The sequence below is a fragment of the Nonlabens tegetincola genome (assembly GCF_002117085.1).
Classification (GTDB): Bacteria; Bacteroidota; Bacteroidia; order Flavobacteriales; family Flavobacteriaceae; genus Nonlabens; species Nonlabens tegetincola.
The window spans coordinates 2,469,785-2,484,387 of sequence record NZ_CP019342.1 but is presented as its reverse complement, the minus strand read 5'-3'; the positions used below and the strand labels follow the sequence as shown (position 1 = coordinate 2,484,387).

16 protein-coding genes, 1 tRNA gene and 1 pseudogene are annotated in these 14,603 nt (G+C 32.5%); 10 read left to right on the top strand and 8 right to left on the bottom strand.

Features of this window, described 5'->3' with window-relative positions:
- Positions 1-27: 27 nt before the first annotated feature.
- A complete protein-coding gene (locus tag BST91_RS11475) occupies positions 28-2,232 on the top strand; it encodes a TonB-dependent receptor (RefSeq protein WP_085775455.1) in 2,205 nt (734 codons plus the stop codon).
- Positions 2,233-2,274: 42 nt separating this feature from the next.
- Here the strand turns inward: BST91_RS11475 and BST91_RS11470 are convergent, their stop codons facing one another.
- The 5 genes from BST91_RS11470 to BST91_RS13415 all read right to left on the bottom strand — a co-directional run bounded on the left by BST91_RS11470 (position 2,275) and on the right by BST91_RS13415 (position 4,473).
- A complete protein-coding gene (locus BST91_RS11470) occupies positions 2,275-2,715 on the bottom strand; it encodes a GNAT family N-acetyltransferase (protein WP_085775454.1) in 441 nt (146 codons plus the stop codon).
- A gap of 5 nt (positions 2,716-2,720) precedes the next feature.
- Positions 2,721-2,981, bottom strand: coding sequence for a hypothetical protein (locus BST91_RS11465; protein WP_042276708.1), 261 nt, complete (start codon positions 2,979-2,981; stop codon positions 2,721-2,723).
- 52 nt (positions 2,982-3,033) lie between these two features.
- Complete coding sequence (locus tag BST91_RS11460; RefSeq protein ID WP_042276710.1) at positions 3,034-3,312, bottom strand: hypothetical protein; 279 nt, start codon at positions 3,310-3,312, stop codon at positions 3,034-3,036.
- A gap of 58 nt (positions 3,313-3,370) precedes the next feature.
- Positions 3,371-3,802: a ribose 5-phosphate isomerase B gene (gene rpiB, locus BST91_RS11455; RefSeq protein ID WP_085775453.1), complete on the bottom strand. Its 432-nt coding sequence runs from the start codon at positions 3,800-3,802 to the stop codon at positions 3,371-3,373.
- Positions 3,803-4,347: 545 nt separating this feature from the next.
- Entirely contained in the window at positions 4,348-4,473 is a 126-nt protein-coding gene (locus tag BST91_RS13415; RefSeq protein ID WP_258150461.1) for a hypothetical protein, read from the bottom strand.
- A 153-nt stretch (positions 4,474-4,626) separates the two neighbouring features.
- Here BST91_RS13415 and rnr point away from each other — a divergent pair.
- From rnr to BST91_RS11435, 4 genes and pseudogenes are all read left to right on the top strand, one after another.
- Positions 4,627-6,835, top strand: a pseudogene (gene rnr / locus BST91_RS11450) (ribonuclease R).
- A gap of 594 nt (positions 6,836-7,429) precedes the next feature.
- Entirely contained in the window at positions 7,430-8,104 is a 675-nt protein-coding gene (locus BST91_RS11445; protein WP_085775452.1) for a head GIN domain-containing protein, read from the top strand.
- A 95-nt stretch (positions 8,105-8,199) separates the two neighbouring features.
- Positions 8,200-8,877: a LysE family translocator gene (locus tag BST91_RS11440; RefSeq protein ID WP_042276718.1), complete on the top strand. Its 678-nt coding sequence runs from the start codon at positions 8,200-8,202 to the stop codon at positions 8,875-8,877.
- A 1-nt stretch (position 8,878) separates the two neighbouring features.
- Positions 8,879-9,112 carry a hypothetical protein gene (locus BST91_RS11435; RefSeq protein WP_042276721.1) on the top strand — a complete coding sequence of 78 codons (234 nt, stop codon included), beginning with the start codon at positions 8,879-8,881 and terminating at the stop codon, positions 9,110-9,112.
- Positions 9,113-9,143: 31 nt separating this feature from the next.
- On the opposite strand, the gene BST91_RS11430 is transcribed toward BST91_RS11435, so the two are convergent.
- Both BST91_RS11430 and folB read right to left on the bottom strand, forming a co-directional pair.
- Positions 9,144-9,214: transfer RNA gene (locus tag BST91_RS11430), tRNA-Cys, on the bottom strand.
- 75 nt (positions 9,215-9,289) lie between these two features.
- Positions 9,290-9,646 carry a dihydroneopterin aldolase gene (folB, locus tag BST91_RS11425; protein WP_085775451.1) on the bottom strand — a complete coding sequence of 119 codons (357 nt, stop codon included), beginning with the start codon at positions 9,644-9,646 and terminating at the stop codon, positions 9,290-9,292.
- A 64-nt stretch (positions 9,647-9,710) separates the two neighbouring features.
- Between folB and BST91_RS11420 the strand changes: the two genes are divergently transcribed.
- The 4 genes from BST91_RS11420 to BST91_RS11405 all read left to right on the top strand — a co-directional run bounded on the left by BST91_RS11420 (position 9,711) and on the right by BST91_RS11405 (position 12,600).
- Positions 9,711-11,387, top strand: a complete 1,677-nt coding sequence (locus BST91_RS11420; protein WP_085775450.1) for a glutamine--tRNA ligase/YqeY domain fusion protein — start codon at positions 9,711-9,713, stop codon at positions 11,385-11,387.
- A gap of 277 nt (positions 11,388-11,664) precedes the next feature.
- Complete coding sequence (locus BST91_RS11415; protein ID WP_060523482.1) at positions 11,665-12,036, top strand: YtxH domain-containing protein; 372 nt, start codon at positions 11,665-11,667, stop codon at positions 12,034-12,036.
- Positions 12,037-12,046: 10 nt separating this feature from the next.
- Complete coding sequence (locus BST91_RS11410; protein WP_085775449.1) at positions 12,047-12,397, top strand: hypothetical protein; 351 nt, start codon at positions 12,047-12,049, stop codon at positions 12,395-12,397.
- The gene (locus BST91_RS11405) at positions 12,394-12,600 is read left to right on the top strand and encodes a DUF6327 family protein (protein ID WP_060523484.1); all 207 of its coding nucleotides are present in this window, start codon (positions 12,394-12,396) and stop codon (positions 12,598-12,600) included. Before BST91_RS11410 ends, BST91_RS11405 begins: the two co-directional genes overlap by 4 nt.
- Positions 12,601-12,836: 236 nt before the next feature.
- Here BST91_RS11405 and BST91_RS11400 read toward each other — a convergent pair whose 3' ends face one another.
- Positions 12,837-13,805 (bottom strand): SPFH domain-containing protein, encoded by a 969-nt coding sequence (locus tag BST91_RS11400; protein ID WP_085775448.1) that lies wholly within the window; start codon positions 13,803-13,805, stop codon positions 12,837-12,839.
- A 135-nt stretch (positions 13,806-13,940) separates the two neighbouring features.
- On the opposite strand from BST91_RS11400, the gene BST91_RS11395 reads away from it, so the two are divergent.
- Complete coding sequence (locus tag BST91_RS11395) at positions 13,941-14,576, top strand: hypothetical protein (RefSeq protein WP_085775447.1); 636 nt, start codon at positions 13,941-13,943, stop codon at positions 14,574-14,576.
- The last annotated feature ends 27 nt before the right edge of the window (positions 14,577-14,603 follow it).

Here is a 14,603-nt window from a genome sequence, read left to right as displayed (position 1 = left end):
TATTTTAACTTAAATACACTCATAAACATGAATAAATATTTGTGCAGTATTATACTGCTATTAGGTGTTTACGCTTTCGCGAAAGCGCAATCACAAAATTCTCAAAACAGAATTACCGTAACCGTTGTATCCCAATTGGATCAAGAACCTTTATTAGGTGCCAATGTTTTTATCAAAAGTCTTAAAAAAGGTTCTATGACAGATATAAATGGTGTTGCAACCCTAGAAAATTTAGAAGATGGAACCTATGAATTAAGCATAAGTTACATAGGGCATAAAACGCAAATTATCTCAATAAATTTACCATCTCAATTAGAATACCGTGTAGTTCTAGAAGAAAGTAAAGCTCAATTAAATGAGGTTGTTATTCAGTCTACACGTAGTACCCGAACCTTTAAACGTACTCCTACTAGAATCGAATTTATAGGTGGTGAGGAATTAGTAGAAAAAAATGCGATGAACAGTACTAATATTTCAATGGTATTAAGAGAAAGTACAGGTATCCAAATGCAACAAACCTCTCAAAGTAGTGCAAACCAATCTATAAGAATTCAAGGTCTAGATGGTAGGTACACGCAGCTTTTAAAGGATGGTTTTCCCCTATACAATGGATTTGCTGGTGGTTTAAGTATTATGCAAATACCGCCAGTTGATATCAAACAATTTGAGATTATTAAAGGTAGTTCGTCTACTATATACGGTGCAGGAGCTATTGCAGGTCTAGTCAATATTCAATCAAAAACTCCAGGTGAGGAAAAGGATATGGATATCATGATTCAAGGTACCCAAGCTCTAGGTGCAACTGCCAATGTTTTTTATAGTGATCGTAATGAAAAATGGGGAACTACCTTGTATGCCTCGGCTAATTTGCAAGAAGCATATGATCCAGATGGAGATGAATTCTCAAACCTACCAGAAACTAAGTCCATTACCTTAAACCCTAGACTTTTTTACTATCCAAGCGAGAGCAGTACCTTATGGGTAGGAATCAATACCACGTTTGACGACCGTACAGGTGGATTTCTGGACGCTATCGATAAAAAAAGTAATAGGTACACCCAGGTGAATACATCGAGCAGGATAAGTTCTCAAATAAGCTATGATCAGCAATTAAATGAAACTAGTAGTTTACAATTTAAAAACAGCATTTCATATTTCAATAGGGAACTTCAAACTCCTAATATTCTATTTACCGGTGAACAAGTAAACTCATTTACAGAAGTTAATTACAAGCGTTCAGGTTTAAAGTCAGATTGGGTTCTAGGAGCAAATTTATATACCACCAATTTTGATGAAACCAGTATAAATGATAGAGATCAAGAGGATACTACAGTAGGTGCATTTATCAACAATGTAACAGACTTAAGTGATAGATGGATATTAGAAACAGGATTAAGAACAGACTATGCAATGGATTGGGGTTTATTTGCATTACCTAGAGTTTCCCTTCTATATAAAGGCCCAGGAACTTTTACCAGTCGTTTAGGTGGTGGATTGGGTTATAAAATTCCAGATATATTTACAGAAGAAGGTGAGATGCTTAATTTTAGCGGTATCTCAGGTATTAACAAAGATGAATTAGATGCTGAAACATCTTACGGAATTAATCTGGATTTTAATTATACCACTCCTATTACTGAACAGATTAATTTTTCTATAAATCAATTGTTTTATGCTACTGCTATTGACAACGGATTGTTATTAACCTCAACAGGTATGGATACCTATTCCTATCAAAATGCAGATGATATAACGTTAAGTCGTGGAGCAGAAACAAATATGAAGTTTACTTATAAAGATTTTAAATGGTTTTTAAATTATGCATTCATAGATACACAGCTTAATTTTCTTGATGGCAATCCTCAAAAACCACTTACTGCAAGACATAATGCTGGTACGGTATTAATGTATGAAAATGAAGAATGGCGTATAGGTTATGAAGCTTATTACACAGGTAATCAATTACTTTCTAATGGATTTGAAACTACTGATTATGTTACAATGGGACTTCTGGTTATGAAAAACTTCAAATGGGGTCATTTATTTACCAATTTTGAAAATTTTACTGACCGTAGACAATCTCGTTTTACTCCTACTTTAAATGTGAATTCAAACGGTGTCCCTAGCTTTAATCAAATCTATGCTCCTACTGATGGTTTTATTTTTAGTATAGGTGTTATTTTAAAACCTTTTGGAACTATGGAACACCACGATGATCATGATGATCACTAACATAAAAAGCCCTTTTTTAAAAAGGGCTTTTTTTATTTACTTCTACAAGATTATTTTCATTTTTTGATGTGGAATTCCATCCTCTAAATATTCTTCACCGGTGGATTCAAAACCTAATTCTCTATAAAATTTATCTAGATAGCATTGAGCGCTTATTATAATGGTAGACCAGGATTTTTTATGAATATAATCCATACTTGCTCTCATAATTGATTTCCCATAAGATTTACCTCTAAATTCTGGATTAACAACTACTCTACCAATGCTTGATTGTTTAAAATAATCACCTGGTTTAAAAATTCTAGTATAAGCTACAATTGATTCATCATGATAACCAATAACGTGAATTGCAAGTTGATCCTTATTGTCGATATCTTGATAAACACAATCCTGTTCTACAACAAAAACCTGAGAACGTAACCGTAAAATATGGTACAGTTCTATCGTATTTAATTCATCAAAGGTTTTTATGTGTACTTGCATGTTATTTAAAATTGTTTAGGTACAATTTTAGGTTTAGGTGGTTTTACACCTATCCTGATATCGGTAATTATTTTCTCTAGCATTTCACCAAATGATTCATCACCATTTGCCATTATTTCTTGTCGATGACTATCCAGATCATTTAATACTTGTTCTTTCTCCTTATCTTCATAACTGTCTAGCTCTCTCCATATTTCCATGAGTTTTTTCTCTGGATGTACTGCCGTGCGCAGTTGGTGAATTATAATACTAGCTTCTTTTTTCATATTTCCACAGTATCCCTAGTATTGTATACAAGAGAAATTTAATTCTTAATCATTATTTGATTTTACCTCTGTAACGTAACGAGTTTTCGTTATGTTGTAAAAGTAGTCGTTGATCCCTACTATAACTTTTCAATAAATGAATTACGTAATCCAATTGATCGTCAGTAAGATGTTTATAAGCAGGTGCTGGTATTTTATCACGCCATTTTCCTTGTAATACATTGTCTAATGCAATACGCCAGTAACAATGGTTATCAAAATTAAGTTCTGGATATTGTTTAGGTAACTGTTCACCTAATTCAAAATAAAGTTTACTATTTGTTCTACTCATACCAATCAACCTTCCTTCTAGTAGTAAATAATTTGAATATAGCCGATGATAAAATAGGTTATGAACAAGCTATTTTATCAACCCTACGTTTGTGACGTCCACCTTCAAAATCAGTTTCAAGAAACGTCTTTACTAAGGCTATCGCTTGTGGTATTGAAGTGAAACGAGCTGGAATACAGATGATATTTGCATCGTTGTGCTCTCGTGATAATTGAGCAATTTCTTTATTCCAGCACACAGCGCCACGTACTTCCTTATACTTATTAACAGTCATTGATACACCTTGTGCACTACCACAAATAACTATTCCTTTTGAGGCTTTACCAGATACGATATCTTGCGCTACTTTATGAGCAAAATCTGGATAATCTACACTGTCAAAACTATCAGTACCATGATTAGTGATTTCATAACCATTTTCTTTTAAGTAACCTACTATGGCATTTTTATATGCAGGTCCTGCGTGATCGTTTCCTATAGAGATGTTCATGTGACTAAATATTAAGTAACAAAGGTAAAAAAGCAGTAAGTTAAATGAGGTTATTAACACCTAGTAATTTTTGACTTTTATAAACCAATAATAACCTGTTAATAGTTTTTAATGAAATTATTTAGGATTTGTCAAATGCTTGTGCATATATACAGGATACTGAAACAACATCATTTTCTTATTAGTTTTTTCAATTTAGTTGTTAAATGTAAAATTGACGTTATTAACAGATTAATTTAATGTAAATAATATACAATTCATTGTGAATAATGGTTGTGAACAACTGTGAGTAAAACAGTATAATTGGTTTAAAAATAGAAATTTAATTCTCTTATAACTTGTTTATAACTGCTGAAAGTTTCTTCTTTTTTAAAATAACAAAAAACGATTACCTAAATTTTACCGCTATTCACAAGCTATATTAATCACTATTTTTTATTTAAAAATTTTAAAAAGAAAAATCTATGATATAATATATGTTAATAACAACGAGAAGAAGTAAAACTTTGAAAATTTAAGAAAGAAGAAAAAAAGAAAGGTATCTCTTAAAATGCCGTAGTGGCATTACTGGCATCAAGAGCAATAAAAATGAGAATAGCACATACTATAGCAGCTACTAGTAGTATTCCTAGAAAAAAATAGATCGTAAACTTCTTATGTTTGAGAGACATTGTACGGTTTAAACTATGTTTATATAACGCCTAAATTCATTTAAAGTTACACTTTTATTAAGGAATTTTTAAGATTTATTTATAATTTGTTCAATATTAATTATTTGTAAAGCAATTATGATTGAGTTGTATAAAGAGTAACTTTGTTTACATATGAAGAAAAAAAAATCACGAAAATCAAAGACCAAGTTTCAAAACTTAAGTCAAAGTGTTCTTAATATTTTAAAAAACGAACCCAATAAACTATTTAATTACAAACAGATATGCGCTAAACTAGGAATAAGGGATTCTAGTGGCCGCAATCAGGTAATAAAAAAATTACATCAATTAAAAGCTAAAGACAAGATTGAAGAAGTTGATCGTGGTAAATTTAAGATCATTAAAGCAATTGATTATTATACAGGAATTCTCGATGTAAGCTCTCGCGGTACTGGTTATGTTATAACCGAAGAATTACAAGAAGATATAATGATTCCTAAAAGATCCATCGGTCAGGCACTTGATGGTGATCAAGTTGAGGTCTATGTCTATCATCGTAGACGAGGACAACAACCAGAAGGTGAGGTTACTAAGGTACTACAGCGCAATAAAACAGAATTTGTGGGAACTATTGAAGTTCATGAAAAATTTGCATTTGTAAATATTGCAAATCCAAAAATAACTACAGACTTCTTTATTTCTAAAAGCAATATTAATGGTGCCAAGGATGGTCAAGTTGTACTAGTCGAGTTCTTAGAGTGGAACGATAAACAAGATTCACCTAATGGTAAAGTAAAGGATATTCTAGGTGATCCAGGTGAGCATGATACTGAGATTCATGCTATTCTAGCGCAATACGGTCTTCCTTATGAGTTTCCTATCGAGGTTGAAAAGTTCACTGAACAGTTAGATAAAACCATAAGTAAACAAGAAATTAACAAGCGTCGTGACATGCGCGAGGATCTCACCTTTACGATAGACCCTAAAGATGCAAAGGATTTTGACGATGCCTTATCATTTAAAGTTTTAGAAAACGGTAATTATGAAATAGGAATCCATATTGCCGATGTTTCTCACTACGTAAAACCAGGAACTGTTCTCGATGATGAAGCCTATGAACGTGCCACATCAGTATATCTAGTAGATAGAGTAGTACCCATGTTACCTGAAGTGTTATCAAATGGTGTGTGTTCCTTAAATCCTCATGAGGACAAACTATGTTTTTCTGCAGTATTTGAATTAGACGATAAAGCAGTTATCCACAATCAATGGTTCGGTAGAACAGTTATTCACAGCGATCAGCGATTTGCCTATGAAGAAGCGCAACATATCATTGAAACGCAGGAGGATGAAATACCTGAAGATATCTCGCTTTCGCGAAAGCGTACAAAAATACCTACTCCTATTGTTCAAGCCACTCTTAAACTTGATGAACTTGCTAAAATCATGCGAGGAAAGCGCATGCAATCTGGAGCATTGAGTTTTGATAAGACTGAGGTTAAATTTGATCTCAATGAAAACGATGAGCCAGTAGGTGTTTTTTTAAAACCTCTAAAGACGCTAATAAATTAATTGAAGAATTTATGTTATTAGCCAATAAAAAGGTAGCAGAATTTGTTGGAAAGCGTACCGCAAAAAACGGCGATAAAAAGACCTTTGTTTACAGAATACATGATGAACCCAATGATGAAAAGCTTAATGCTCTTGCTGGCGTAGTAAAGAAATTTGGTCACCAATTAGACTTAAGAGATCGTAATAGAGTAACCTCATCACTTAATAAACTATTACACGACGTTAAAGGTGCTAAGGAGCAAAACATGGTTGATACCCTAGCTATACGGTCTATGTCAAAAGCTGTTTACTCTACTGATAATATTGGTCACTATGGATTAGCCTTTGATTATTATTCGCATTTTACGAGTCCTATAAGGCGTTATCCAGATGTGATGGTTCACAGACTTTTACAACATTATCTAGATGGTGGAAAAAGCGCCGATGAAGAAGTGTATGAAGTAAAATGTGATCATTCTTCTAACATGGAAATGCTTGCTTCAAAAGCAGAAAGAGATAGTATCAAATACATGCAGGTTAAATACATGAAAAACCATGAAGATGAAGAGTTTTTAGGAGTTATTTCTGGTGTGACCGATTGGGTATATATGTGGAGATTATTGAAAACAAGTGTGAAGGTATGATTAGGTTAGGTGATCTAGACGACGATAGTTATGAATTTGTTGAGGAAGATTTTGCTGTTGTAGGTAGACGTACTAAAAATACCTATACACTAGGTGACGAGGTTTATGTCAAAGTTAAAAACGCCGATTTAGTCAAGAAACAATTAGATTTTTGGATGGTTGGCAGTAAAGAACAGGTAGAATCCTAATGAAAACGAAAATTTGTCATACTTGTCAAAAAGATGACAATGTGATGTATCGTATTCAATTTTCAGGAAGTAAACAATGGGTTTTTTGTTGTAAATCTTGTACACAACATCATCAATCTGATATTAATTACCGTTATGGAGGCACCTGGAAAGGCAACCGTCATTAATAAAAATGCATTTAATTATGTATTTAATCGATATTAATTGTATTTAATCTAATATTACTAGTCAGTATAAGTCAATTTTAAAAGTAATCTAGAACTGGTAGATATTTGTATTGTAATTGAGAGTGGTTACTTAGTTACAACATTTTCATGGTTTTATGAAATAGAATATTTTCAATTAAGAAAGTTTTTTGGTTGGTTAGTAAAATCCCGTTATCCTCTTCAGGATGCGGGATTTTCTTTTGAAATTAATTATGCACGCATAATAGTTTGGCACGAGTTTTGGAAAGATATAGTTGAAGGTTATTAAGAGTAATTTTCATAAGTTTTTTGGTTGGTTAATGAAACAGCAGTCTTTTAGGCTGCTGTTTCTATTGATACAAACTGTAACATATTTATTTTTTGATTGTCTGTATATAAAATAACAATCATGAAATTTATAGTAAGCAGTTTAATAGTACTCTTCTCGGTAATAATAGTAGCCCAAAATCCTATTGAGGAAGACATGGGAAATTTTGATACAATAAAAACATTTGACTTAGTCAAAGTCAATTTAGTGAAATCTGATGTTAATAAACTAGTCATAACAGGCGAGGATGCTCAGGACGTAGAGTTTGTTTTAAAAAATAAAACTCTTAAAATCAGAATGAAAACGGAACGAATTTTTGATGGTCAAAATACCTTTATACACGTTTATTATAAAGATCTACAAACCATTGATGGTAATGAAGGATCAGTCATCGTAGTTAATGAATTAATGACTCAAAACAATCTTGAAATCAAAGTGCAAGAAGGAGCTAGGGTAGAAGCTGGTGTTGCGATTGAGCATCTGGATATAAGAGCAGTAACTGGTGGTATTGTTTCTTTAACAGGAGCAGCAAAAAACCAAAATATTGTTGTTAATACAGGTGGAATAGTTGAAAATGCAGGTTTAAAAACTGATGATTCTCGAGTTAAAATACAAGCTGGTGGTGAGGTTGAAGTGTATGCGAGTAATTACGTGAAAATTAGAATTAATGCCGGTGGTGATGTAATGGTTTACGGTAATCCAAATAATATAAATAAGAAAACTGTATTTGGAGGTCGTATTGAATTTGTAGAATAACGACGTCATATCGTTCTTTAAACTTTAGTTTTCTTAACTATCATTTGATAAGCCTTAGGTTATCTATTATTTTTGAGCTATAACTGATTTGTTATATGCTAGAAGATATATATAGTGCTATCCCATTAGGTTTTGGTATGGCTTTTTTAATAGGGCCAGTGTTTTTTGCCTTATTAGAAACAAGTGCCATAAAGGGTTTTAGAGCTGCTCTAGCTCTTGATATAGGAGTCATACTAGCTGATATCATTTTTCTTCTAGTCGCCTATTTTATGACCTCTAGTATTTTAGAAAAATTAAAGGATGATCCTGCATTATACATTTTTGGTGGTAGTATTTTATGCATTTATGGAGTAATTTCCTTTATAAAAACCAAGAAAACATACCTTAAAGAAGTAGATAAAGGAGTGTTAATTGTACAGAAGAACAATTATTATTCCCTGTTTATCAAAGGATTTTTACTCAATTTTATCAATATTGGCGTTTTAGGTTTCTGGTTGGGATTGATTGTAGTATTTAGTCCTCAACTAGAGAATGATGAAAATCGTATACTGGTATTTTTCAGTACTGTTTTACTTACTTATTTCATTGTAGACTTATGTAAAATAGTATTAGCAAAAAGTTTAAATAGATACTTAACTCCACTTAGAATATTTTGGTTAAAACGACTAATCGCTATTGTCATGTTAATATGTGGAGTAGTATTGATTATTAAAGGTGTATTTCCTCAAACCACGGTTATAATAGAAAATCAATTACCAGAATTACCACATTAAAATGAGATGGATTGCTTACGTATTAGGAGTTCTTGCAATTGGTTTTTTACAATTTATTTTATTTATAATTTTTGTACCTGACTCTTGTGCGTACCACTCACAATCGGACGAAAGACCCTTTTTAATTAAATACTGTTATGAAGGTGTTCATCCAACTCCAAATGTTTTAAATATTGTATTAACGATAGTAATCGGACTGGCATTAGGTCACTTTATCGCAAAACGTATTCAATAAAAAAATCCCCAGTAATTACTGAGGATTTTTGAGGTGCCAAGCGGATTCGAACCGCTGTAGTAGGTTTTGCAGACCCAAGCCTAGCCACTCGGCCATGGCACCTTGTGGACGGCAAAAATAGTAAAAAAGTACAGTTTTTAGGATATCAATCGATAAAATCTAAAAAGCTGTTATTCTTTATCTACTTTCTGACATTTCAATGATTACACTTTCAACATCTCCACCTATAGGTGGATTTATTTTAGCTACTTGTACAGTAGCTTGTTGAACTAGTGGTTCTTCTTTAAAAATTCTATCAAGAATACGTTTTGCAACTTGCTCCAGTAATTTAGATCTTATTGCCATTTCCTCCTTAATAATTCTATTAAGGGAAACATAATCTACTGTATCTTTAAGGTAATCGGTTTGCGCACTTTTAGTTAAATCGGCACTTATTTCTAGATCCACTCTATAATCGCTACCGATACGTTCTTCCTCGTCTAAACAGCCATGGTTAGTAAAAACTCTAACGTTATTCAATTTAATTTTATGCATAGGGCAAAGATACATACCATTACTTATCTATAAATCTTAACTTTGCTTATAAAATAACATAGGGATGAGCGATAAAAAGCCAGCTAACTTTATAGAAGAGATAATTGAAGCAGATCTTGAAAACGGATTAAATCCTGATCATTTAAGATTTAGATTTCCACCAGAGCCTAATGGATTCTTGCACATAGGACATGCTAGTGCAATTTGCTTAAATTTTGGGTTAGGAGAGAAGTATAACAAACCAGTAAACTTAAGATTTGATGATACAAATCCTGCTAAAGAAGAATCTAAGTTTGTTGAAGCTATTCAAAAGGATATTGAATGGTTAGGTTATAAATGGGATAACCTATGTTATGCATCTGACTACTTCCAACAACTTTATGATTGGGCTATTCAGCTTATAAAGGAAGGTAAAGCTTATGTTGATTCTCAATCAAGTGAACAAATTGCTGAACAAAAAGGTACACCTACACAACCTGGAACTAATAGTCCTTATAGAAACCGAAGTATAGATGATAATTTAAAGTTATTTGAATCTATGAAAAACGGTGAATTTGGCGAGTCTGAGCATGTATTAAGAGCTAAGATTGATATGTCATCTTCAAACATGCTTATGAGAGATCCTATCATGTATCGCGTTGTGAACAAACCACATCATAGAACAGGTAATGATTGGAAAATTTATCCCATGTATGATTGGACACATGGAGAAAGTGATTATTTGGAACAAATAACTCACTCATTCTGTACTCTTGAATTTTTACCTCATAGAGAGCTTTATAATTGGTTTCTTGACCAAATAGTAGATAAGGATAAGATACGCCCTAAACAACGTGAATTTGCCCGTCGTAACGTCTCTCATACAGTTACTTCAAAACGCAAACTTCAAAAACTCGTTGATGATGGAATTGTTTCAGGTTGGGATGATCCTAGAATGACCACTATTTCTGGAATGAGAAGAAGAGGTTATCCTGCTAAAGCAATCCGTAATTTTGCAGATTCTATAGGTATTGCAAAACGTGATAATCTTGTTGACATGAACCATTTAGAGTATTTCGTAAGGGATTATCTAAATAAAGAAGCTGACCGAGTGATGGCAGTTCTGGATCCAGTTAAATTAGTAATTACTAATTATCCTGAAGGAAAAGAAGAAATCTTACAAGCCGAAAATAGTCAGGAAGATGCATCTAGAGGATATAGAGAAGTACCTTTCTCAAAAGTACTTTATATAGAACGTGAAGATTATAGGGAAGAAGCAAATAAGAAATTCTTTAGATTAAAGAATGGAAAAGAAGTAAGACTTAAAAATGCCTATATTATTAAGGGTGAAGGTTGTGTAAAAGATGAAAATGGTGTCATCACTGAAATACATGCAACTTATGATCCAGAATCAAAAAGTGGTAGTGGCACTGAGGCCAGTATGCGTCGCGTTAAAGGAACTTTACATTGGGTAAGTGCAGCCCATGCTGTACCAGTTGAGGTAAGATTATACGATAGGTTGTTTAATGTTCCACAGCCAGACGCAGATAAGGATGTGGATTTCATGCAATTCGTAAATAAGGAATCATTAAAAACTATCACAGCGTTTGGTGAACCAGCTTTAAAAGACTTAGAAGTAGGGAAAACGGTACAATTCCAGCGTATGGGTTATTTCTCAGTTGATAGAGATAGTACTTCAGAGAATCGAATTTTCAATAGAACAGTAACTCTAAGAGATACATGGGCAAAAATTGATCAATAGTTTTTCTTATAATTTGCTTCCTTTGACATGAACTTTATGATTCATGTCTGCAGTCGCGAAAACATACCTCATAAAAGTATAATCGCTAAAAAGTCATTCAGTAATGGATGGCTTTTTTGGTTATAAATTGTATGATTTTAACAAAAATTGATAAATATTATATCGATTTTATACTTTTTCATTGAATTAATCAAAATGCTTATATATCTATTAACGCTGTAAGCTGTAGGAGTAAGGTACATTTGTAATAACAAACAAATCAAAAAAAAATATTACTATGGCAAAGACAGGAAATACGATTATAGCACTTGCAGCAGGAGCTGCTTTAGGAGCAATCGCAGGAATTTTATACGCACCAGAAAGCGGTAAAAAAACACGAAAAAAATTAAAAAAAGAAGCTATTAAAGCAAAAGATACTTTTACAGAAAGTGCTCAAAGAACCTATGAACAAGTAGCAGCAAAAACTTCAGAAGTTCGTGGAACAGTAGGTGAAAGGATAGAAGAAGCACTATCTACAGCTAGTTATAAAGCAGATGACGCTATTGTCGCACTAGAAGAAAAACTAGAACAACTACGTACACAAAACGCCAAATTACAAAAACCTAAAACTGCAAGCGGAGCGGTAAAAAAGGCCAAAGCGACTGTATAAAATCTAGATTTTGAGTTCTATTACAGACCAAATACAGGAATTTCAAGAGGCCAGTAAAAGCTATATTGAAACTACAATTGAATTTCATCGTTTACGATTATTCAAAGGTCTTACGTTGTTTTTAAGTAGCAGTGTTCACAAGCTTTTAAGTATTCTATTTATAACATTATCAGCAATCTTTTTAAGTACAGCAGTAGCCTTTTTACTAGGTGAAATATGGGAAAGTTACGCTATGGGCTTTTTTGCTGTAGGAATCTTCTATTTCATCATCTTTTTATTAGTTCTATTGTTAACTAGGAAGAAAATTGAAACTAATGTTATACAACGTACAAGTAAGAAATTTTTAATTAAATATTCATGAAGGTTTACAATAATTTTGACGAGATAAATAAGGAGCTTAACGTTCTATCATTACAAAAACAAATTCATGAAGAAACGATGAAGTTAAAAATAAATGAAGTTAAGGAAGAATTGAGCGCAGTTTCAATTGTTACCAATATGATATCGTCAATTGCAAAAAAAGCGGTAGTTTTAAAAATTGTAAATAAATTTTTAAGTCGTTAAATGAAAATAGGAAGTATCATTTACTTCATTCTTACACTAATAACACTTATAAGTTCCTCTTACTATTTTTATCTGATCTACGTGAGACATCATGAATCAGAAAATATATATCTAGTAAGTGGAATTTTTAATGTCATACTATTTTTCTTTTGTCTTTTTTTATGGATAAGAGAAATAACAAGAAAAGAAAAAAGCGAGACTAAGTAGTCTCGCTTTTATTTTTCAATCCAATAACTCTATTCTAAAGAGTCTGTTTCTTTAGAATCTTTATTTTTTTTGGAGCTTTGTTTTTTCATTTGCTCACCAATTTGGGCGCTTGCAGTAAAGCTAGCAATCATGTTGTTAAGCATGTCGCTTCCTGCCTGTGGTGAATTAGGTAACAAAATAAGATTAGAATTTGTCTCTTCACCTATAGATTGTAACGTATCATAATGTTGAGTTACGACTATTAATGCACTGGCTTCTTGTGAATTAATTCCTACGTTATTCAATACATCAACAGATTCTTCAAGTCCTCTAGCGATTTCTCTTCGTTGATCTGCGATACCTTGACCTTGTAATCTTTTTGATTCAGCCTCTGCACGTGCTTTAGCAACGATTTTAATACGCTCTGCTTCCGCTTCGTATTCGGCAGCTACCTTTTCACGTTCCGAGGCGTTAATACGGTTCATAGCGGCTTTAACTTGAATATCTGGATCGATATCAGTTACAAGTGTCTTAATAATGTCGTATCCATAATCCAGCATGGCCTCATTAAGTTCTCTTTTTACCGCAATTGCTATATCATCTTTCTTTTCAAAAACGTAGTCTAATTTCATTTTTGGAACTTCGGCACGTACCACATCAAAAACGTATGATGTAATTTGATCATGAGGATTTTGAAGTCTATAAAACGCGTCGTAAACCTTATCTCTAATTACTTGAAATTGAACTGATACTTTTAGTCTTACAAAAACATCATCTTTGGTTTTGGTTTCGACAACTACATCTAGTTGTTGAATACGTAAATTAATCCTTCCAGCTACACGATCGATCACTGGAATTTTCAATTGTAATCCAGAATGACGCATGCTAGTAAATTTACCAAAACGTTCAATTACGGCTGCTGTTTGTTGTTTAACTGTAAAAAAAGCGCTCAATAAAAAAATAAGAGCGATAACTCCTATAACGATAGGAACAAAGGGAATTAATGGTAGTGTTATCATATTGTATAAAGTAAATGGTTATGTAAAGGTAAGTGCTTATCTTGAGAATTTTAAAGGGCAATTGCCTTATAAAAATTACTCAAATAGTAACATATCTATATTATAGGTAGTATGTTTATGTCCTTTGTTACAATTATGAAATACATTCTCCTTTTTTTGGTTTTTATATCTGGATATTACATTCAAGCACAGCGATACACACCTATAAATTATCTAGGGATAGGAGTAGAGGCTACTTCTTACCGTTTAGATATTGATGATTTAACGGTAGATAGTAATTTAGGGTACAAATTTGTTCTTGAAACACGTGGTCAAATAAGAGATGATTTTGATTTTATTTATTCATTAGGTGTTTACAATCATAACTTTTCAACTAGAGAACTTTTGACAAATCAAGAAATTGAATTCTCTCAATTAGGAGCAGAGCTTAATTTTCTTTTTGCCTGGAAAATAGCACAGAGTAATCATTTTTCTATTGAATTAGGTCCATCGTTACTATTTAATGGTGATTATAAATTGAAAGATGAATCTGTTTTTGAAAATTCCCAGATAGGATCTTTATCTAATACCATCACCGTGTCAGAATTTCAAAAAAATAATCCTTTTAACGTTAATGGAGTAATTGGATTTTCTACCGGAGTTACCCATTTTAGATTAGTGGTACATTATCATTATGGTTTTCTCAACAATTTATCAGGACAAGATAATCTTGGTAATGATTTAGAAGGTAAGGCCAGTTTTTACACTTTTGGACTACGATTTTACTTCTAAAATTAATTTATAAGAAAAAACGATACT